The organism is Rhodococcus sp. AG1013 (assembly GCF_003350365.1).
In the GTDB taxonomy this organism is placed as follows: Bacteria; Actinomycetota; Actinomycetes; order Mycobacteriales; family Mycobacteriaceae; genus Prescottella.
Genome location: NZ_QQAT01000034.1, coordinates 1 through 17,911 on the forward strand (window position 1 = coordinate 1; position 17,911 = coordinate 17,911).

General features: G+C 65.6%; 27 protein-coding genes. 6 read left to right on the forward strand and 21 right to left on the reverse strand.

Annotated features, from left to right (window positions below; translation table 11 throughout):
• Positions 1-229 precede the first annotated feature (229 nt).
• The 6 genes from DEU38_RS26830 (at position 230) to DEU38_RS26850 (ending at position 3,253) form a co-directional block, all read left to right on the forward strand.
• On the forward strand, positions 230-1,090 hold the full coding sequence (locus DEU38_RS26830) for a replication protein (protein ID WP_114724417.1): 861 nt from the start codon (positions 230-232) through the stop codon (positions 1,088-1,090).
• Positions 1,060-1,263 (forward strand): hypothetical protein, encoded by a 204-nt coding sequence (locus DEU38_RS26835; protein WP_114724418.1) that lies wholly within the window; start codon positions 1,060-1,062, stop codon positions 1,261-1,263. The genes DEU38_RS26830 and DEU38_RS26835 overlap by 31 nt, the downstream gene beginning before the upstream one ends.
• The gene (locus tag DEU38_RS26840; protein ID WP_114724419.1) at positions 1,260-1,967 is read left to right on the forward strand and encodes a DUF2637 domain-containing protein; all 708 of its coding nucleotides are present in this window, start codon (positions 1,260-1,262) and stop codon (positions 1,965-1,967) included. The genes DEU38_RS26835 and DEU38_RS26840 overlap by 4 nt, the downstream gene beginning before the upstream one ends.
• A gap of 49 nt (positions 1,968-2,016) precedes the next feature.
• Entirely contained in the window at positions 2,017-2,520 is a 504-nt protein-coding gene (locus DEU38_RS26845; protein ID WP_114724420.1) for a hypothetical protein, read from the forward strand.
• A gap of 348 nt (positions 2,521-2,868) precedes the next feature.
• Complete coding sequence (locus DEU38_RS28750) at positions 2,869-3,027, forward strand: hypothetical protein (protein ID WP_181818964.1); 159 nt, start codon at positions 2,869-2,871, stop codon at positions 3,025-3,027.
• Positions 3,020-3,253: a hypothetical protein gene (locus DEU38_RS26850; protein ID WP_114724421.1), complete on the forward strand. Its 234-nt coding sequence runs from the start codon at positions 3,020-3,022 to the stop codon at positions 3,251-3,253. Before DEU38_RS28750 ends, DEU38_RS26850 begins: the two co-directional genes overlap by 8 nt.
• Positions 3,254-3,328: 75 nt before the next feature.
• On the opposite strand, the gene DEU38_RS26855 is transcribed toward DEU38_RS26850, so the two are convergent.
• The 21 genes from DEU38_RS26855 to DEU38_RS26950 all read right to left on the reverse strand — a co-directional run bounded on the left by DEU38_RS26855 (position 3,329) and on the right by DEU38_RS26950 (position 17,909).
• Positions 3,329-3,691, reverse strand: coding sequence for a hypothetical protein (locus DEU38_RS26855; RefSeq protein ID WP_114724422.1), 363 nt, complete (start codon positions 3,689-3,691; stop codon positions 3,329-3,331).
• 53 nt (positions 3,692-3,744) lie between these two features.
• Complete coding sequence (locus DEU38_RS26860) at positions 3,745-4,539, reverse strand: hypothetical protein (protein WP_114724423.1); 795 nt, start codon at positions 4,537-4,539, stop codon at positions 3,745-3,747.
• On the reverse strand, positions 4,540-5,133 hold the full coding sequence (locus DEU38_RS26865) for a hypothetical protein (protein ID WP_147283593.1): 594 nt from the start codon (positions 5,131-5,133) through the stop codon (positions 4,540-4,542).
• Positions 5,133-5,477 carry a hypothetical protein gene (locus DEU38_RS26870; RefSeq protein ID WP_114724425.1) on the reverse strand — a complete coding sequence of 115 codons (345 nt, stop codon included), beginning with the start codon at positions 5,475-5,477 and terminating at the stop codon, positions 5,133-5,135. The genes DEU38_RS26865 and DEU38_RS26870 overlap by 1 nt, the downstream gene beginning before the upstream one ends.
• A gap of 10 nt (positions 5,478-5,487) precedes the next feature.
• Positions 5,488-5,817 (reverse strand): hypothetical protein, encoded by a 330-nt coding sequence (locus DEU38_RS26875; protein WP_114724426.1) that lies wholly within the window; start codon positions 5,815-5,817, stop codon positions 5,488-5,490.
• The gene (locus DEU38_RS26880; protein WP_147283594.1) at positions 5,814-6,875 is read right to left on the reverse strand and encodes a hypothetical protein; all 1,062 of its coding nucleotides are present in this window, start codon (positions 6,873-6,875) and stop codon (positions 5,814-5,816) included. Before DEU38_RS26880 ends, DEU38_RS26875 begins: the two co-directional genes overlap by 4 nt.
• 3 nt (positions 6,876-6,878) lie before the next feature.
• Positions 6,879-7,106 (reverse strand): hypothetical protein, encoded by a 228-nt coding sequence (locus tag DEU38_RS26885; RefSeq protein WP_114724428.1) that lies wholly within the window; start codon positions 7,104-7,106, stop codon positions 6,879-6,881.
• Positions 7,107-7,108: 2 nt separating this feature from the next.
• A complete protein-coding gene (locus tag DEU38_RS26890) occupies positions 7,109-7,387 on the reverse strand; it encodes a hypothetical protein (RefSeq protein WP_114724429.1) in 279 nt (92 codons plus the stop codon).
• A complete protein-coding gene (locus tag DEU38_RS26895; RefSeq protein WP_114724430.1) occupies positions 7,387-8,043 on the reverse strand; it encodes a M15 family metallopeptidase in 657 nt (218 codons plus the stop codon). The genes DEU38_RS26890 and DEU38_RS26895 overlap by 1 nt, the downstream gene beginning before the upstream one ends.
• Complete coding sequence (locus DEU38_RS28755; RefSeq protein WP_181818965.1) at positions 8,043-8,429, reverse strand: DUF2744 domain-containing protein; 387 nt, start codon at positions 8,427-8,429, stop codon at positions 8,043-8,045. Before DEU38_RS28755 ends, DEU38_RS26895 begins: the two co-directional genes overlap by 1 nt.
• Positions 8,426-10,114 carry a hypothetical protein gene (locus DEU38_RS28760; protein ID WP_181818966.1) on the reverse strand — a complete coding sequence of 563 codons (1,689 nt, stop codon included), beginning with the start codon at positions 10,112-10,114 and terminating at the stop codon, positions 8,426-8,428. The genes DEU38_RS28755 and DEU38_RS28760 overlap by 4 nt, the downstream gene beginning before the upstream one ends.
• Positions 10,111-11,034: a hypothetical protein gene (locus DEU38_RS26905; protein ID WP_114724431.1), complete on the reverse strand. Its 924-nt coding sequence runs from the start codon at positions 11,032-11,034 to the stop codon at positions 10,111-10,113. The genes DEU38_RS28760 and DEU38_RS26905 overlap by 4 nt, the downstream gene beginning before the upstream one ends.
• A 2-nt stretch (positions 11,035-11,036) precedes the next feature.
• Positions 11,037-14,330: a phage tail tape measure protein gene (locus tag DEU38_RS26910; RefSeq protein ID WP_114724432.1), complete on the reverse strand. Its 3,294-nt coding sequence runs from the start codon at positions 14,328-14,330 to the stop codon at positions 11,037-11,039.
• Positions 14,331-14,603 (reverse strand): hypothetical protein, encoded by a 273-nt coding sequence (locus tag DEU38_RS28185; RefSeq protein WP_147283595.1) that lies wholly within the window; start codon positions 14,601-14,603, stop codon positions 14,331-14,333.
• 128 nt (positions 14,604-14,731) lie between these two features.
• Positions 14,732-15,217 (reverse strand): hypothetical protein, encoded by a 486-nt coding sequence (locus DEU38_RS26920; protein ID WP_114724434.1) that lies wholly within the window; start codon positions 15,215-15,217, stop codon positions 14,732-14,734.
• A gap of 13 nt (positions 15,218-15,230) precedes the next feature.
• Positions 15,231-15,500, reverse strand: a complete 270-nt coding sequence (locus DEU38_RS26925) for a hypothetical protein (RefSeq protein WP_114724435.1) — start codon at positions 15,498-15,500, stop codon at positions 15,231-15,233.
• A 69-nt stretch (positions 15,501-15,569) separates the two neighbouring features.
• Positions 15,570-16,370, reverse strand: coding sequence for a hypothetical protein (locus DEU38_RS26930; RefSeq protein ID WP_114724436.1), 801 nt, complete (start codon positions 16,368-16,370; stop codon positions 15,570-15,572).
• 42 nt (positions 16,371-16,412) lie between these two features.
• The gene (locus tag DEU38_RS26935; protein WP_114724437.1) at positions 16,413-16,769 is read right to left on the reverse strand and encodes a hypothetical protein; all 357 of its coding nucleotides are present in this window, start codon (positions 16,767-16,769) and stop codon (positions 16,413-16,415) included.
• Positions 16,770-16,804: 35 nt separating this feature from the next.
• Positions 16,805-17,086 (reverse strand): hypothetical protein, encoded by a 282-nt coding sequence (locus tag DEU38_RS26940; protein WP_114724438.1) that lies wholly within the window; start codon positions 17,084-17,086, stop codon positions 16,805-16,807.
• 2 nt (positions 17,087-17,088) lie between these two features.
• Complete coding sequence (locus DEU38_RS26945; RefSeq protein WP_114724439.1) at positions 17,089-17,409, reverse strand: hypothetical protein; 321 nt, start codon at positions 17,407-17,409, stop codon at positions 17,089-17,091.
• Entirely contained in the window at positions 17,406-17,909 is a 504-nt protein-coding gene (locus DEU38_RS26950; protein WP_114724440.1) for a hypothetical protein, read from the reverse strand. The genes DEU38_RS26945 and DEU38_RS26950 overlap by 4 nt, the downstream gene beginning before the upstream one ends.
• Positions 17,910-17,911 lie beyond the last annotated feature (2 nt).

Genomic DNA, 17,911 nt, shown 5'->3' on the forward strand with positions numbered 1-17,911 from the left:
TACACGATGTAGATGCGAGCCCCCACGCCCGACCTTTGCGTTTCGCTCCAGTGCTGGTCAGCGCGTTTTCTGATGTCGCACTTGTCTCGAAGTTAGCGCAGTTTCTGACCCTGCTGCGGGACCAGTGCGGGACCGGCGCGTGTACAGTCAGCGCTACAACAGCAAAGAGAGACCCCGGCGACTGCGCTAACAGTCCCGGGGCATGGTCCGACTATGTAGGAGTCGAACAGTGTCAGAGCATACCCATATCCAGGGTGGGATTCAGCGGGGCCCACGCCTCACCGCGAACTTCACCACCCTGTCGAACGAAGTCATCAATGACGACCGCTTGAGCTTCCGCGCTCGCGGTGTCCTGATGCACCTGCTGTCCAAGCCTGCCGACTGGCGTGCCCGCTCGATTGCGATCGCCGCGCAGTCCCCGCGTGAGGGCCGCGACGCAATCCGCACTGCGATGCGCGAGCTCGAGGAGCTTGGCTACCTCGTCCGTGAGCGCGTCCAATACCCCGACGGCACGTTCGCGATCGTTCACACCATCAACGCGGTGCCCGCAGAGCAGCATGCCCAGCCGGGGCCTGGAAATCCGGAAGACGATTCGTCCGGCGCCGATGAATCCGGCTCTACACAAAGGATTGATCTACCAAGGATTGAAACCAAACCCACCTCACCCAAGGCTGCAACGCCGACGCAGCGCGTCCCGAAGCGAGTGGGTGTGTTGGTGTCTGCTCACGCAGAAGGGCGATTCGACACCCTCGCTGCCGCATGCCGTGACAAGGGCCTGGCCGCCCGCTGGGACGTGCTGAAGCCCGAGCAGGCTGACGTCATCGCAGGCCTACTCGAGACGCACGGCGTGGACGCACTCGCCAAGGCTGCTGTCGACGCGCACCGTCCGTCGAGCCCCACGAAGTTCGCGCAGGGCTACATCGGCACCTGGTCCGCGATCCCGGCGCCCCGGCGCGCTAGCTCTATCGATCGCCGGTCGAACACCTGCTCGTGCGGCGACTGCGATGGGTACGGCTTCCTCCCAGAGGAAGTGAACGATCGCGTCGTCCGCTGTGCCGCATGGGCAACACGGACGGCGGTGGCGGCATGAGCATCGACGACAAGCTCGAGCAGCTCCTCGCCACCTCCCGCGCACGGCTGAGCGCCGAGCTCCACGACCCGCAGCGCGAGAGCGCCGCCCACGCCTACGCCCGCAGCCTGTGGGGCCTCGAGGACGACATCCGCGACCTGATGAACCAGATCCGCATAGGAGCCCCGCTGTGAACCGCATCCGCCTCGACGTCGTCGGCACCTACGTGATCGCCGCGCTGGCCTTCGCGCTCTCGTACTCGAATCTGGTCGACCTCGCCGTGCGCGCCGGCTACTCGCCCGCGATGGCGTGGGCGTGGCCGCTCGCTGTCGACGGCCTGGCTGTCGTCGCAACCTCTGCCGTGATGCGACTCCGTGAGGATCGCACCTACGCGTGGATCCTCCTTGGCGCGTCCACCACGGTGTCCGTTGCCGCAGGAGCCGCGGCGCACCTCCTGCCGGAGGGCCCGCTTCCCGGCTGGGCTGGCGCGGCTGTCGCAGTGATCCCGCCGCTGTGCCTGCTCGTCGCGCCGCACCTCGCGGTACAACTGCGACGCGACACGGCTGGCGGCGACGTGGCGCAGGGCGGGGGCGTCGCGGTCGAGCTCGCAGTCGCACAGCCTGCGACTCCCGAGCCCGAACTGACATGCGGCACCGTGCCCGACCAGGCGCGACGCACCGCGACGCAGGCCGACGCACTGTGCGACGCGACATCGTCGGATCCCAGCGACGCGCCGGAATCCCTGGAGGAGAAGCGACGCAGGGCTCTGCACCTGCTCGCGACGACCGACATGAAACAGCGCGCCGTCGCACGCGAGGTCGGCATCTCCGAGGCGAGCGTGCGACGCCTGATCCAGAAGCACGGCGCGGCACCGACGCTCGTCGCGGTTGGTGGATAGCTGCAATGTCCCATAGTCAGCTACCGACCGGTCTGGTTAGATCCTGGGCATGAAACGGACAATCGCTGCAATCGCCATCGCCGCGTCTGCGCTCGCGCTCGGGGCATGCTCGAGCTCGGACGACGGCGGTGCCGAATCGACGTCGACGACAGCGTCGGCCGCGCCGGCGACGTCAAGCGCGACGCCCACCGCAGCGGCCGCACCGGCGGCCGCTGCCGTACGCGAGGCGGACCCGCGCTGCGTCGCTGCCGAGGAGCAGTACACGCTCGCCGTCGCGAACGGCCTGAACGACAAGTCGCTGACCCTCGAAAACGCTCAGGTGATTGTCGACGGCGACCTCGTGTTCTACGGGGCCTCCACCGTGCGCCCGGACGGCAAGTTCGAGAACCGCTCGGACGTGTGGGTCCTCAAGGGACTAATGCCGACGTCGTCCACTGGCGGGGCCAGCAGTACGACGGAGTGGCCGAAGACGAGCAGCCTCCTCAAGATCACCCCGGCCGACGAGCGTGTGCAGGCGGTTGACGCGTGCGTGGTGGCTCAGACCCGCAGCTAGTCGCCAGATGGTAGAACGCCCCGCCTCGTGCGGGGCGTTCGTCGTTTCGGGCGCGGCTCGAACTTTACACTTCCTAAGTGTTGACACCTTGATTCAAGACAGTGTATAGTCATAGGTACAACATAAGAGAGGAGGTGAGCGGATGAGCGAAGGCCGACTGGCTTTGATCATTGCGATACTGACACTGATCACGAACATCGTGATGGTGATTCAGAATCACAAGGCGAAGCCCAGGACGCGAGGCAGACACCGGAAACGGTAGCCCCGCCAAGGGGACCGGGGTGAAGAAAGCACCCCGGTCCCCGGCCAGGCTCTCACACTCACCTCGCAAAGAGGAAGGACGAGACCATGTTGGACGCAATGCGACGCAACTACGACATCGTCGGCACCGCCGCGACCGGGGCCGTGCTGTGGGTGCTGAACGCGCCCTGGCCGCTCTGGGCCGTATGGGGCGGCATCATCGCCTACATCGTGCAGGACCGGATCAGGGCGGCCCGCCATGCCTAAGGGGCCGGCGGTCTACCTGAACCGCACCCAGTTCGCCGAGAGAATCAACGTCGAGCCGGGCGCACTCAGCCGCTACAAGCTGCCCGAGCCCGACGCGATCACCGGCCCGGTCAACGAGGATGGGAGCCTCCCGCGCGGCACCACGCGCGGCTGGCTGCCCGCCACGATCGACGACTGGAACGCCAACCGCCCCGGCCGTGGTGCGCGAACCGACCTCCGGGATTAGAGGCGGTGGTAGCACCCCCGGGGGACGACGAAAAGCCCCCAACCGTCCGGGATCTCCGGATGGTTGGGGGCTTCGTCATGCGGACACGACTTCGATGTAGGTGGTGTTCGCCTCTGCTGCACCATTCGTGGCCGCGAACAGGGACTGTAGGTCCATGCCGATCACGTCCCCGGCAACAACGGAGACTCCAGCCGCCGAGATGGACACCGTTTTGCTCGATGTGAATACCTGGGAGCTGCCGACCATCACGCCGTTCAGGGTCAGGCGCAGGGACCACGTATTACTCGCCGTGCTGACGCGGGTGAAGGTCCCGTTGACGGTCACCACGTCGTCGCTCGGCACGACAAGGCCGTTCGTAGTGGTCCCGTTGTCGTAGCCGGGCGAGGTCGCCCAGTTCGTGATGGGGTTCCAGGCTGTGTTCGGCGGGTTGGTCGACACCGTGCGGTGTACGCGCCACGGAGGTGGTGATCCGAATGCCCGCACTATCTGGATCACAGGTAGCGCCCCTTCACCGCGGCGCACAGGATCTTTCCTGGTGTGGTGCCGACAGACTCGACTTGCACCACCAGCCGGTCACCGACTTCCAGCGTGTTGTTGACTTCGGCGGGCGTAGTGCGAGCAGCTCCCGTGTCGTTGCCATCCGATTGGTTCACCGAGGAGATCGTCACGCTGGTCCCCTGGATAGTCGACGTGGAACCGAACTTCCTCTTAGCCAGTTTCACGGTTGTCGACCCACTGGCATCCGCCGTTCCGAACTGATACTCAACCGAGTCCACAATCATCCGGCGCTGTATCGGCACGCCGACGCTAATGTCGCCGTTTCCGGTTTTGCGGGTGCCGGAGCTGTGCACGATGACCATATCGCACGGGATGCCGGCGAGCTTCGAGAACGGGATAGCAGCATCGGCTGCGATATCCGATCCAGGGATACCCGTAGCGGGCTTCTGGTAGGCGCTGGCCGCCTTGGTTAGATCATCCTTCACGTCCTGGGCGAGCATCCCTCGGGACCAGCCGCCGCTGTACTCATACGAACCGTACATCTGGGCCGCGAAGCTGACGCCTGCTTGCACCGACTTCGATCCGGGCGCTGGTTCCACGGTAGATAGTTCATCGAAATCGACAGCGCCGGCGGCGAGGTCGGAGCCCGGAATTCCGCTGGCAGGCTTCCGGTATGTGGCCGCGTCGAGGTCGGCGATGCCCTGATCCATGCGGTCGAGGTTGGCGGCGGATAGCGGCGTTCCTCCCGCCTCGCTGTTCTTCCAGTTGACCTTGCTGTACGGCGGCATCTATTCCCCCTCTGGATACAGGATGGTTGCCGGGAACAATCCCGGGCTCGGGTACTTGACTGGGGTCGTGACGATGGCAGACGCGTTGGCATTCATGGAGGCTGAGGCAGCCGCGAATCCTTCGATCACAACACCAGCTGATGCGTCCATGCTCGTGACCACAGTCGCGACTCCGACGATCACGGTCTCGCCGATAATCCCGGCCCCGCCGTCCATCACGACTACCGCCGTAGTGGCGATGACAGGCGACACCGCCGCAGACGTCACGCTGTTCATGCTGATCTCGGCGTCGATGCCACGATGCGCTTGGGCCTGCGAGTCCATCGTCGCGGTCGCAGCGACCAGGGCGCACGGTAGAGCCGTGGCAGCAGCAATGCCGTCCATGCTCGCGGCGGCACTACGGACCGGCACGACTGTCAACGCGGCCGACGCGAGTCCGTCCATCGACGAAGCAGCGTCACGCACCGGGATCGGCGTTGGCGGGAACCGTACCGCTACGCTCTGGGCTGACGGCAGCGCAATGACGGCGCCGTCCAGGGTCGGCAGCGCGGCGATTCCCCGGTCTGGGACCGGGAACTCCACGGCCGCCATCATCACGTCCAGGCGACGTAGTTCGCGTTGAACGACGGCGTCACCTTGATCTGCCCCGCCGGGGTGATCGTTGCGTCAACGGTGTCGATGATGTCGAGCAGCGTGGTTCCGTTCCATCGGCACATGTGCGTGGCCGTGCCCTGGAAGTTGAACGTCATCTGCGATCCGGTCACGGTCCCGCCTGCGGGGGATCCGAAGGTGGTCGTCTGACGCGCGTATCCGTTTCCAGATGCTTCGTTTGCGGTCCCAGCCGCGCCAGGGTTACCGGTGTGGAGCGAGTACGAATTGCCCAGCGATGCCCAGTGGTTCGCGAGCGCGTTCGCGGTCGCGACGACAGTATTCGCCATGTGTGTCTCCTCAGAAGTTCTGTGTCAGATAGTTGGTGCGGAGAGCGCGGCCGCCCATCCACACGTAGTCATCGGTGCTCGAGGTGGCGGCGTTCGGGTAGCAGACCATGATCTCGAAGGCGGTCCCGTCCGGGATGATCGCCGCGGTGCAGGCGGTGGATTCGATGCGCCACTTCACAGTGGCGCCGTCCACGGTGCCGGGCCAGGTGACGCCGTTCGCCCACTTGATCTCGATAATCGTGCCCGGCTGGATTGGGCCCGCCTCGTTCGTGCGCTCGAAGATCCAGTCACCGTTGGTGAGTTCGATCGTCTCGTCGATCGGTGTCCATCCGAGTGTCACAGTGCCGCCCCATCGGGAATGACACCCGTCCCAGTGCCCACTGTGGGCGGGGAATAGTTGGTCGTGTCAACGGACATACGGGTCACCGACAAGGACGACCAAAGGGTGCCGCCGATCATTTTCCAGGCCGTCGAGGTTCTGTAGCTAGCGGACACGACGACCTTGTATCCGGCATCCTCTTGCTTGACCGAGTTATCCGGGAAGCGTTCCTGCACCTCGAATTCAGGGATCAGGACTGGCTTGAAAACTGGCGGCGTGGAGTAGTATCCGGCGTTCGACGACCCTGGGAATCGCGTCTGAGAATAGACGCCCACCTGGGACACGGTCCACGGCCCAGTGGGAGTGTTGCGGTATCGGACCATCCGAAAGATCTCGACGTTCACCTCGAAATACTGGAATGCCGTATCGGCAGACTGTGCTGTCACCTGCGCGTTGATGTGCCACACACCCGGCGCTTGCAGCATGATGCCCGGCGAATTCGCATACCCCAGCCCTGACCATGAAGTTCCCTCGACACCATGCTTCTCGGCATTCTTGTTCGCCGTCACGTACGTGTCGAACTGGCACGGAATCCACTTGTTGACGTTGCCGCTGATGTTCCAGTTTTTCGACATCGTGAGGTTGCAGAAGCCAGCGTTGTCATCGAGGGCTTCGACCTTGCCAATAAGCGCCCGCTGGCCGTCGCTGATTTCCGCGAGGGGGCCTTCCGAAAACTTGTCAGGGTGAGAGGGATTGAGAAAGGACGGGCCTTTGCCGAGGACTGCAGCACCGAGGTTCTTGAAAAAGTTCACGACTCCGCCGACGATGTCTGTGATGACGTCGAAGATGACGCCGCCCACCGCGATCAGGCCGTCGCCGATCCCCTTCGCTACGTCGGCCAGGAACTTCCCGAGCTTGTTCATGAGATCCAGTGCGAAGTCCTTGATCCCGGAGGTCGACCCAGTGAGCCGACCGCGCATTTCAGTCTCCCACTCGGCCTGGGTCTTCTGCGACCATGCGGCGATGCCGCCGAGGCCGTCGAGCATTCCGTCTGGGGTTTCGGGATTGGGTGAAGTCACGAGTTACACCTCGTCTCGCAGGTCGTCGGGGATTGCCGGCAATGCGCCGCTGCGGCCGTCGCGGTCCCATCGATGGACGTCGCGGATGTACCAGATCGACAGCCGGAACTTGCTGCTCAGGTCGGCGAACTTGTCGCGCAGGTCGCGGATTTGCTTGCCCTGCCACGCGGTCACCGCGCCGATGATCGCGAGCAGGACAGGCGTCAGTGCGGTGATCACTTCAGTGACCACCGTCAGCCCTCGCGGTTCTTGACGTACCGCTCGAGCTCGTCGACCTGCCGCTCAGTCACACCATTCGGGGTGAACTTGATACCGACGACGGTGCCGAAACTGACGAGTACCAGCACGCCGGTCGTGATGTTCGCGGGAACGTCGACGCCAGCGGACACGACCGCCCATAGAAGTGCCACAACCAGGCCGACAGCCGCGGTCGCGGTGTTCGCGTAGCGCTTGATGATGGGCTGATCGGCCAGCTTCGCGCGAAGGATATCGGTGATCAGGTTGGGGTTCATCACATCACGTCCTTGAATCCGGGGATGCCGAGCTTCTGGCCGATGACCGCGAGCGCGTCGACGACGGTGCGGTTGCCGAGCTGCGGCCAACCGGGGTACTTGCCGAGTTCCGCGCTGCCGGTGAGCTGGTTTCGGATTTCCTGCTCGATGTTCATGCCGCCTCCTGGCGTGGGTGCGGGTCCGTAGATCCCGAGGTGGTTGTTGTTCAACTTCGCCGCGAACGCCGCAACCCGCGGGTCGCCCTCGCGCCAGCCGATCTGGTAGTGCATCTCGTCGGCCCGCGACCAGTCCGCACCCCAGAAAATCGATCCCTCGAACAGTGCGAGGCCGCGGCGAATCCTCGCGATGCGATCCGCCGGCATCACGCGCTGACCCCATGGGTACTTCGGGGCGTTGAGGTCGACGGCGGTGCCGCTGAGGTGGTTCGAGTTCGGCACATCGTTCGTGGCAGACCAGCCCCACACGGGCGAGCTCAGTGGCTCGACGTTGCGGTGGTACCAGATCAGCCACGCGTTGAGGATCGTCGCGGCGTCGCCGCCTCGGATCGGCGCGGTGTTCGTGTAGGGCAATGCGTTCGCGACCACGCACATGTCGCGGTCGACCATCCGCCAGCCATTCTCGGAGTATTCGTTTCCGTAGGGCCTTCGGAATCCCATTAGTCCTCCTGATTCTGGTGCGCCGACTCTTCGGCCTTGATCTCATCGAGGGCGTCGTCGAGCTCCTTCCGCAGATGCGGCGGCAGCGCGCGGACGAGGTCCTTCGCCTCCGACACAGGCGGGTCCGGCTCGTCGATGGGAACCCACGTGCCGGCGCCGGTGAGCCACGCCTCTTCCGACTGGGGCAGCCGCAGCTTCAACGTCGGATCGGCGCCGAGCCGAGCACCCAACTCGTACATGCGCTTCGAGACGAGCCGGTAGTACTCGAACGGAAGGATCGCGAGCGCGCCCTTCAGCTCCGGCAGCGACACGAACATCCAGAGGAACATCTCCTCCGGATCGTCGAGATCGCAGTTCTCCCGCGTCGGGATCTCTTCACGCTTCACGACATCACCCCCAGTTCCTTCAGATCGGATTTGCCCTTGTCGATGGCCGACATCAGGCGGACCAGCGGATCCTGCTGCAGCGCTTCGCCGCCCAGGACGATCTCGTAGTCGGGATCGCGGTCGACGCCCCACCCGAAGATGGTTTTCGACACCCGCTCGACGTGGATCCTCTGCGTGATGTCGCCGGGGATGCGGGTCGCGATCCGGTCGCCCTTCCCGAAGTGGCCGATGCCAGGCGCGCCGATCACGTACGGCGCGGCGTTGGCGATTTCCATCGACCCGGAGAACACGGTGCGCGTCTCGTACGCGCCGGCGCGCAGCACGGCCAGCGAATCGAGCGTGTACGCCTTTCCGCCGGACGCGATGAAGAACTCGAAGTACCGGAAGTCGCCCGAGACCTGCGCCCGCTTGAGCAGTTTCACCGCGATCCATGCGAGGACTGTGTCCTCGTAGAACGGTTTGAGGATCGCGTCGATCGAGCCGCCGACCGAACCGACCTGCAGCAGGTTGCCGACGACGTCGAACACGCCCTGCACGAGCGCGCTCATTGTCTCGTTCACGCCGGGCATCGAGTGTCCGCCGGTGACGAGCTGCACCGCGCGCGCTGGCCGCTGCTTGAAGCTCGAGCGGATCAGGCCCGGGCTGTCGGGTGGGTAGTAGACGTACGGCACTCTCGGGTCGGTGCGGCGGTCGCCGGGCACGCGGTAGTCACCGACGACCGGCATGTCAGTGATCTGCTCCTCGATGTTCTCGACGAAGTCGTCGGTGTACGAGCGGATCGTCCGCACGAGCCCGTCGAACAGCGTGCCGCCGTTCGAGGTGCCGGCCTCGACGCCGGACTTGTCTTCGACCCACACCACGAGCGCGCCGTGACGCAGCTTCGCCCCGGGCCAGGGCAGCGGGTCGCCTTCGAACCACCGGCGCCACTGCAGCGATAGCTCGCCGTCCGCGAGCATCGCCTGCGCGGCCTCATGCCAGTATTTGAATCGGGACGTGAGGACGCCCCACGGGACGCCCTTCGCCATCCACTCCATGAAGCTGGACGGCTTCACGACGACGGTCCAGTTCGCCATGTCGAAGCCCTCCCACCAGGAGGACACCTTGAGAGGGTCGTCCGGGAGGGTGAAGATCGGCATGTTCTCGCGGCACAGGTTGATGTGCAGTGCCGTGAGCACGACCCATGGCGACGGTCCGGCGAGCCCGAACACCTTGATCGGCTGGAAGCCCGCCGGCATCACCGGCGTGGACCACAGCAGCTTCGTCTTCAGCTGCTCGAAATCCGACAGGAACGTCGCAACCAACACCGAGTTGCCGAACTCGTCCGTCTGGACGTCGGTCTCCTCGAGCAGCCCCGACCAGCGGATCCCCATGTGGTCGACCGAGATCAGGACGTTGCGCTTCTCGCCGCGCTTGATCCGCCCGTACATGTCGTTGAGCCACTGCGCTTGCGGGAACTCGAAGTCGATCGACAGGGTGCCGACACCGGTGTCGTTGTCGGGGTCTTCCCACTTCGCCTCGTTCTCGCACTCGACGATGTGCGCCAGGTCTGCATTGGCTCCCGTCCATAGCCGCACTAGCGGCGGAGTGCGGCGCATCCGGTCGAGCTCGCGCTGCTGCCGCTCGGTCGCTTCCCAGATCGCCGCGCACTGCTCGGCGAGCGACAGATCGAAATCGACGACACTCACAGCAGCTCACCTCCCCACGGCTTCGGCCACAGCCGCGGCTGGTGCAGCTCCGCCCGGGCCCCGCCCGCCGGCGCGCCGGTGTAGGCGATCGGCAGCCGAGTGGGCGGGGTGTACGGCGGGATCTTGTGCATGAAGAACTGGCGGCCGCCGTTGCTGCCCAGCAGGTTCGTGCCGGACCAGGATTCGAGCATCAGCCGCATCGGGTCGTAGTTGATGCGCGCGCCCGCGTGCACCGAGTCGATCGGCAGCAGCGTGACAACCCGATTCGCGAATCGGCCGCCCGGGACACGCCGACCCTTCGGCCCCACCCACGACGTGTCCGGGATCGTCCACGTCGCGCGAGTGAGGACCCAGGTCTGCATCATCGTGAGCGGCGTCGGGTTCGACACCTCGATGAACCCGGACTCCGACGTCGACGTCGACTCGAACACGGTGACGCGTTCGCGGCCCTCCCAGAACGGCATCCCCGAACGGACCCTGTAGATCGGGTTCAGGTACTGCTCATCCTCGAGCGTCGGATCGAACTCGGGATCGAGGTCCGTGTCGTCGTACCGCTGGATGAACAGGCGGCGGGTGTCCCGCTTGGACTTCACGACGATTCGAGCGAGCTGCTCATTCTCGTCCCATTCGTCCGGGGCGTCGGTGATCATCTGGTCGAGCAGTGAGTCGAGCTGCTCGATGTCCATGTCGGTTTCGTCGCCGAACAGGTGCAGACCCAGCGTCACGTCCCGCCACGGGAACGTGCGGCTCTTGAACCGGCCGCCACGCTCACGCGCCGCCCGCTTCCACTCCGACGAGATCGGCGCGCCGTAGATGCCCTGGAGCTGACCGGCTTTGATCATGACGCCCTGGCGGCCAGCGTTGCGTCCAGAGAGATCGAGCCGATATCCATTCGCGCCGATCAGCGCAATGTCGAGCATCACTACCTCCCGAAACGCATGAGCGCGATGTTCTGCTGAACAGCCTGATCGCGCTGCCAGGAGTCCTGGTCGGCGATCGTCTGGTTGTTGTTGTTGATGATCTGGACCCGAGGCCCGCCACCGCCGACGGTCGCCAGCTCCTGCACGGTGTCGAGCGCGCGGTCGGCGACGTCCCACTGCTCAGGCTTGAGCACGAGCTCGGGCGTCTTTAGGCCGTTGAACCCAAACGTCCCCGGCTCCCACACGCCGCCGGTGTCGAACAAGCCAGTGCCCTTGAAGAACGCGTTCATGTCCGCGATCCACGGGATGATGTTCGGATCGCCGTCGACGCCGTTCTCGCCAGATGACGGAGCCACCGCTCCAGCGCCCGCCTCGGGGGTGATGGTGTAGCGGTCGGCCAGGTCGAGCCACTCGCCGACGCCGAAGATCTCGACAGCCGAGTCGGCCCAGATGCCTCCAATGTCGGAGCCCATCTTTCGGATGCGCTCTCGTCCGGAGAAGGCCTGTTCTGGCTGCTGCGTGGTCGCGCCATCCGGGGACGGCACGACCGGCATCATGGGCGCGCCACCATCAGTAGGGAATCCAGTCAGCGGGTCGAGCTGCTGCACGTTCGGCTGCACAAGCTGCGCTACCACCATTGGCAGGTGCGCGTGATCGGTGAACTGTGAATCGTTCGCGCCGGCCGCGGGCCCGCCATACTGGCCGTTTCCGCGCCCGCCGCCCATCTCGAAGTTGACGCCATTCGGCAGCGTTGCTGCAGTGTGCCCGCCATATGGGCCGCCATTGAACCAGCCGACGTTCAACGAACCCGCGGGTCCGAGGCCGGACTTGAAGCCGCGGGCAGCGAGCTCCGTGCCTTCGGTCATAGTCGCGAACCGCGACCCGAACGGATCGCGACCAGTCGCGAAGTTCGCCAACGCAGAGACGGCGCCGGAGCAGTCGCCCCAGTTCACGCCACCCCAGACGTACGGCTTGCCCTCGACGCCCTTGGCGAAGGTTGCGAGCTGGTCCGGCGACACGACCGCGCCGCCCTCGGCGAACCGCGGCACGTCACCCATGTCCAGCGCAGCGCGAAGGCGGTAGACGCCCTCCTGGCCGCCGAGCGCGGAGACGTCACCAGTATCGAGGACATGCTCGCCCGGCATAAGCATCGCGAGGACCGAGTCCTTGCCCGGCGTCCCGCCCGTGATCGGGCCACCTTGGGCTAGCATCGGCAGATCCGGCAGGCCGAGTGTGAAGCCGTCCCACTTGATCGGTCCGACCTCGAAGCCGGGGATCCGGAACTCGATCGCGTTCCACGCCTGGATGATCCAGTTGATCGCGCCCTTGAAGGCGTTCTTGATGCCGTCCCACATGCCCGACGCGGCCGAGGAGATCTTGCCCGGCAGGCCAGTCACGAAGCCGACGACGTCGTTCCACTTGCCGACGATCCAGTCCTTGACATCGCCGACCTTGTCGCCGACTGCACCGAATGCGCCTTTGAGCATCTCGAAGCCAGAAGACAGGACACCCCAGGCCCAGTCCCAGGCGGCAGTGACGGCACCCCAGACTGCGCCCCAGAGATCCTGGAACCAGGTCGTTTTCGTGGCGATCAGCACGACCGCCGCGACCAAGCCCGCGATCGCGGCGATGATCAGCCCGACAGGGTTGAGCATCATCGTGCCGTTGAGGAGCATCTGCGCCGTGTTCCATGCCACGGTCGCGATCTGGATGATCTTCACTGTCGCCGCGTATCCAGCGAGCGCGCCGAAGAACGGAGCCGCCACCAGTGCAAGCGTTTTCAGGGTGTCGGTGTTGTTCATGACCCACGTCGCCATGTCGCCGAGCGCGTCGGTCAGTCCGCCCTGAATGGTGTTCTTCAGCTTCTCGAGCTCATAGCCAGGACCGGAATTGATCTGCTCACCGAGTCGCTGCGATGTACCCTCGAATCCGTCCATCGCTTCGCCGGCTGATGCCATCCCGTCGAGAAATCCGGGGATCTGATCCTTGCCGAGATCCTCGAGCGGGGTACCGAAGAGCGCAACCGCAGCGGCCGCCTGCCCGGCCGGGTCGTCCATTCCATTAAGGCCGTTGACGATGTCGTTGAATGCCTTGTTCGCAGCATCCCCGCCCTGCAGTAGGGCGTTCGCGGTCTCATCGCCAGCGAGCCCTAGCTCCTTCAGCGCGTCCTGCGCTCCCGTGTCGCCGAGGTCGGTCGCCTTGATCGACAGCTCTTTGATGGCATCGCCGACCTTGTCCATCTGAATCTTGCCGCCGTCAGCAGCGTTGACGAGTAGGCCGAACGCCTGCTCCCCGTTCATGCCCATAGATGCGAAGAACTGGCCGTACTCGTTCATCAGGTCGGGAAGTTCTTCACGCATGGCGAGGTCGGTTCGCGTCCAGCCTGCGGCCATCAGGTCAAATGCCTCAGTGCTGTTCGCGGCAAGGCCGTTCGTGATGAGCTGATCCGCCATCTGGACCGACTCGGCGACGTCCGTTCCGAAGGTGTCCGAGAATGTCACCGCAGCGGCGGCGATCTGGTCGATCGACTTCTCGCCTTCGGAACCCGCGACCTCGAACGTGGACGCGACCGCAGCGATCGCATCTGCCGCGTCCTCCATCGAGCCGGACAGCCCCTGCTTGTACAGAGTTCCGGCCGCATCGCCGTACTCCTTAGCGAGCTCCGGTGTTGCGCCGAGCTGTGCGCCGAGACGTGACTCGATGTTCAGGTTGTCGAGTGCCTGCATCCCGAGTTCGACCGCACCGCCGATGCCGGCTGCGGCGATCGCGAAGTTCTTGAGCTGGTCGATGCCGTTGTCGACACCGCTGCCCATGTCCTCGACTGAGTTTGAGAACCCGACGAGCTGGTGGCTGGCCTGCTGCGCGGAATCGCCAGCCTCCTCCGTGGCCTGAGTGACCCGCTCCTGCGCTCGCTCAAGCTGCTTCAGTGCAGCCTCGGAAGCGCCGACCGTCTGGTTGTGCTTCTCACGCGCCTGTCGGACCCGCTCCTCGGCGGCGGCCAACTGCGAAGTCTTCGCGCCGCCCTTGTCGCGGAGCTCCTGCAGCTTCAGCTCTTCGATGTTCAGCTTCGCAGCCGCGGACATCTCGGATGCGCGCGCCTGCTCGATCTTCCGCGACGCGGTCTTCACTGCCGCCTCAGCCTTCGCGAGACCGTCCGCGATGCCGTTGCCAAGCTCCTGGCCGGCCTGCTGCCCAGCCTGGCCCATCGGCCCCTGTAGCTGACTCGAGACCTGCGAGGCGATGCCCGAGATCACGGGCACGATCTGCACCGAGGCCCAGCCGATTGAGGTTGCCACCTACGTGTCTCCGTTCAGCTTGCGACGCCGAGCAGCGAAACGTGCTTCCGCCCTGGCGATCTGCTTGTCGGTGACCTGCGCCTGCTTCTTCGCGGACTTCGGTCGAGATGGGTGATCGGTGGGCTTGGCTCCACGCTTCTTGCCCGAGTTGGCGCGCAGTGCCCATAGGTCGGCCAGGAGGTGGTCGGTGATCGACCACGGCATTCGGCCGCCGTTGGCGTCGATGGCGAGGGCAGACTCGCGCGGCAGGCCGTTCTGGAGGCGGACCCACACCTGCCGCAGCGTGAGCAGCGGCCGCCCGTCATCGTCTGTGCGCCACAGGTCGCTGAGGTCGCGCCGGTAGAACTGGTCGAGGTCAGCCTCGACGAGGTCTGCCTTCTCGGCAATCAGCCGTAGGAGCCCTAGGAGTTTCCCGAGCCGCCGGTGCCGAGCTCCTCGCCGATGAGGTCCCACATCTCGCGGGCGGCTTCCGTCGGCTTCTTGCCGGCCTCCATGGCGCGCTGGCAGAACGTCACGAAGCCCTGCTGTCCGAGGACCTGAACGAGCATTCCGGGAATGTTGCCGACGGCGCTGGCGGCAAAGAACTGCCAGTTGTCCTGCAGCGCGGAGCGGCGGATCCGGAACTCGTCACCGAACGCGGTGACGATGATCTCGACATCCTCGACCTCGGCCTGCTGGGCGAGCTTCTTCGGCTTCTTCGGCTTGCGGTCCTGCGGCCTCGGGGCGCTGGCAGGGATCCGGCGGGCGGCCTTGCGCTCAGCGTCCTCGATGCGCAGCTTGGCAACCTCGAGCTGTCGTAGAAGCTCTTCCTTCTCCTCGTCGACGTCGGGACCGATTGTCTCGGTGTCGTCGTTCTCGAAGTCGTCGAAGTCGTTGTCGTAAGACATGAGTGTGCAGCTCCTAGTTCGTGTCCCGCCAGACGGCGGGTGCGATCGCCGCGACCACTCGGTCGGCGGCGGAAGTGTTGAGCCCGGCCTCGATGAGCCGGGCGTGCGTCGAGGTGATCTGGTCCACGAATCGGCCGGGCTCGCCCGGCTCGTCGTCAGGCATGGCTTCGGCGAGTTGGATCGCCTTCGCTACCTTGGAGCGCTGAGCGCCGCGAATAGGTCCCTCGATACCGAGTTCCCGGGCGGCCGCGATGATCTCAGCGTCGGATGGGATGCGCGGCATTGTGCCCCCCTGTGCAGCGAGAGATGGAACCGGCCGCCCGCGGGCTGCACACCGCGGGCGGCCGGGGCACTACGCGGCAGTGACGGTGACGGTGCCGGCAGGAGTGAGCGCTGCCGACGGGCTCGCGAGAGTGCCGCCGTTCTTGAGGGTGACGGTGAAGGGGCCGCCGGCGGATCCGGTGACCGTCACGTTCCCGGTGCCCACGATCGCCTCGAGCGCGGTCTTGACCGCGGCGCTGGTGGCGTCGAATGCGATACCGACGACGGTCTGCATGTCGACACGTAGCGGGAAAGTGCCGGCGGTCGTTCCGGCGGGCACCGTGACGGTCCAGCTCGTCGGGTCTCCGCCGGTCTGGTTCGCGGTGCCGAGCAGGTGACCGTTGGCGTCGGACATGATGTCCGCGGTGATCGGGAAGGTCCGGATGCCGGACTCGGACTTGGTCCACGCGCCCGTGGTCAGCAGGGCGGGGCGGCAGGTGTACTCGACCTCTTCGATGCCGTCCTCGCGGGTGACGATGAGGAGGGTGCGCTCGATACCCTTCGGTACGGAGATGAACCCGTCATCCTTGCCGTACGCGATGCCCGCGGTGATCGCGTTGCGCTCGAGCGCGTTGAACGACAACTCGAGGGTGCCCTTGCTGGTCTTGCCCTTGAATCGCGGGTGGCCCCAGCCGTCGTAGAACGTCTTCTCGACGCCGGGCGTGTAGGTCACACCCTCGGTGCCGAGGAGGCCGAAGTCGAGCCACATCGAGCCGGGCGCGTCTCCGGGCGCGGGGACGGCGGCCGAGAGCGGGCCGGTGTAGGCGGGGTCGAGGATGTAGATCTCGCCCTCGTCGAATACGGAAGCGTTGTCGGCGTTGATGACAGCCATGACAAATAGCCCCTTTCCGGGGAACAGGCCGCCGCGCGGCGGTCAGAACGATTGAGTCCGTGCGCGGGTACGCACGGTGAATCCGGCAATGAACCCGCCGGTGCTGGGGTCACGGTCGTCGAGGAGTCCTGTGCCGGGCCGTACTCCGATGCCTGGCACTCGAAGCGCGAGTAGCCACCCCATGCAGAGGCCTGCAATTCGGCGCGCCTCCGTGCGACCGGCCGCGTAGACGGTGACGCGGACCTGGTCGCCGGTATAGGCCGGCCACTCATCCACCCCTCCGCCGTCGCCGCCGATGACCACCGCGGGAGGGAAGTCGGGCGTCCACTTCGGCGGCAGGTTCTGCGCGACCGTCACGCCCTGGTTGCCGGCCATCTGAATGGCGAGGAAGTCCTTCACCGGCACAACGTGATCGACGGGGATCCTGCGGGCCCTCATCGCGACTTCACCTCGAGCCCGACCATGCCCGCAGCCTTCGTGAGAGCGCCTCGCTTGAGCTGCATCCCGCGGCCGCCGGGATGCTTGATCGCGACCGAGGCGACGTGACGGTCCGTGGTGTACGTGTCGACCTCGACGGGCACGTCGTCGTCGACTTGCCCGCGGGCATTGTTGGCGACCTGAACGGCGATTCCGTCAATAAGCGCCGCGACCTCGGTCGAGTTGAGGACCTCCTGGATGCCGGCCTGGTTGATCTGGAACTGAACCTTCTGGGCCACGGCTACCCCCTGCTGGTGACGGCGAGAACCTCGAGCCCACGGCGGCCGGTGCCGAACGCGGACCGCCAGTCGAGGACGCGGGCCTTGCAGACGAGCCCGCGGACCTCGATCTCGTCGTCGTTCGTCAGGTCCGGTGCAGGCGTGAAGTAGAGCGTGTACTCGATGGTCTCGCCATTGCGGGCGACGCCGGAGTTCCGCTTGGACACGCCGGGCGATACCGCCTTCACGCGCATGGCGGTTCGCTCGACCGAGGATGGAATCGGATCGTTGTTTGAGTCGATTCCGCCGGGGCTCTTGCGAATCCGGACGACAGTCTCACTCATGGCAGCCTCGGCAGCTTGTAGCGATTGAGCACCGCGACCTCGTGCGCGAACAGCGCCGTCGATCCCTCGGATGCCGAGAAGCTGAACGGCCCGATCGTCTCGGCTTGGCCTCCGAGTTCGGAGTTCACAGCGCGCGCCGCGGCGTCGAGCACGACGCCGAGAAGGTCGGCCGGAGCGTCGAATCCGTGGCGCATCCGCACCTCGATCGATCGCCAACGGTCTGGCCACTGGCCGCGGAGTGTGCCGTCAGCCGACCACTCCACATCCTCTACGACCGCACCCTGCACCTGAACCTCTTCGATGGAGACCAGGCGCAGGGTGGGTAGGTCGAGGATGGTGCCGCCGTGCCCGTCGACGATGACCGTCTCTTCGACGACGGGCGCGACGTGCCAGCCGCAGTAGGAGCGGACCGCGCCGTTCGCGACGTTGAGCTGCCACTCCTCGATGCCGGTTCCGGCCATCAGTTCCTGGAACTGCTCAAGCCCGATCAGCGCGTCCATAC

Excerpts from the sequence above, each read along its gene's own strand:
- DEU38_RS26835 (WP_114724418.1), top strand. The coding sequence starts at position 1,060 with ATGGGCAACACGGACGGCGGTGGCGGCATGAGCATCGACGACAAGCTC.
- DEU38_RS26845 (WP_114724420.1), top strand. The coding sequence starts at position 2,017 with ATGAAACGGACAATCGCTGCAATCGCCATCGCCGCGTCTGCGCTCGCG.
- DEU38_RS28750 (WP_181818964.1), top strand. The coding sequence starts at position 2,869 with ATGTTGGACGCAATGCGACGCAACTACGACATCGTCGGCACCGCCGCG.
- DEU38_RS26850 (WP_114724421.1), top strand. The coding sequence starts at position 3,020 with ATGCCTAAGGGGCCGGCGGTCTACCTGAACCGCACCCAGTTCGCCGAG.
- DEU38_RS26860 (WP_114724423.1), bottom strand. The coding sequence starts at position 4,539 with ATGCCGCCGTACAGCAAGGTCAACTGGAAGAACAGCGAGGCGGGAGGA.
- DEU38_RS26865 (WP_147283593.1), bottom strand. The coding sequence starts at position 5,133 with ATGATGGCGGCCGTGGAGTTCCCGGTCCCAGACCGGGGAATCGCCGCG.
- DEU38_RS26870 (WP_114724425.1), bottom strand. The coding sequence starts at position 5,477 with ATGGCGAATACTGTCGTCGCGACCGCGAACGCGCTCGCGAACCACTGG.
- DEU38_RS26890 (WP_114724429.1), bottom strand. The coding sequence starts at position 7,387 with ATGAACCCCAACCTGATCACCGATATCCTTCGCGCGAAGCTGGCCGAT.
- DEU38_RS26895 (WP_114724430.1), bottom strand. The coding sequence starts at position 8,043 with ATGGGATTCCGAAGGCCCTACGGAAACGAATACTCCGAGAATGGCTGG.
- DEU38_RS26905 (WP_114724431.1), bottom strand. The coding sequence starts at position 11,034 with ATGCTCGACATTGCGCTGATCGGCGCGAATGGATATCGGCTCGATCTC.
- DEU38_RS26920 (WP_114724434.1), bottom strand. The coding sequence starts at position 15,217 with ATGTCTTACGACAACGACTTCGACGACTTCGAGAACGACGACACCGAG.
- DEU38_RS26925 (WP_114724435.1), bottom strand. The coding sequence starts at position 15,500 with ATGCCGCGCATCCCATCCGACGCTGAGATCATCGCGGCCGCCCGGGAA.
- DEU38_RS26930 (WP_114724436.1), bottom strand. The coding sequence starts at position 16,370 with ATGGCTGTCATCAACGCCGACAACGCTTCCGTATTCGACGAGGGCGAG.
- DEU38_RS26945 (WP_114724439.1), bottom strand. The coding sequence starts at position 17,409 with ATGAGTGAGACTGTCGTCCGGATTCGCAAGAGCCCCGGCGGAATCGAC.
- DEU38_RS26950 (WP_114724440.1), bottom strand. The coding sequence starts at position 17,909 with ATGGACGCGCTGATCGGGCTTGAGCAGTTCCAGGAACTGATGGCCGGA.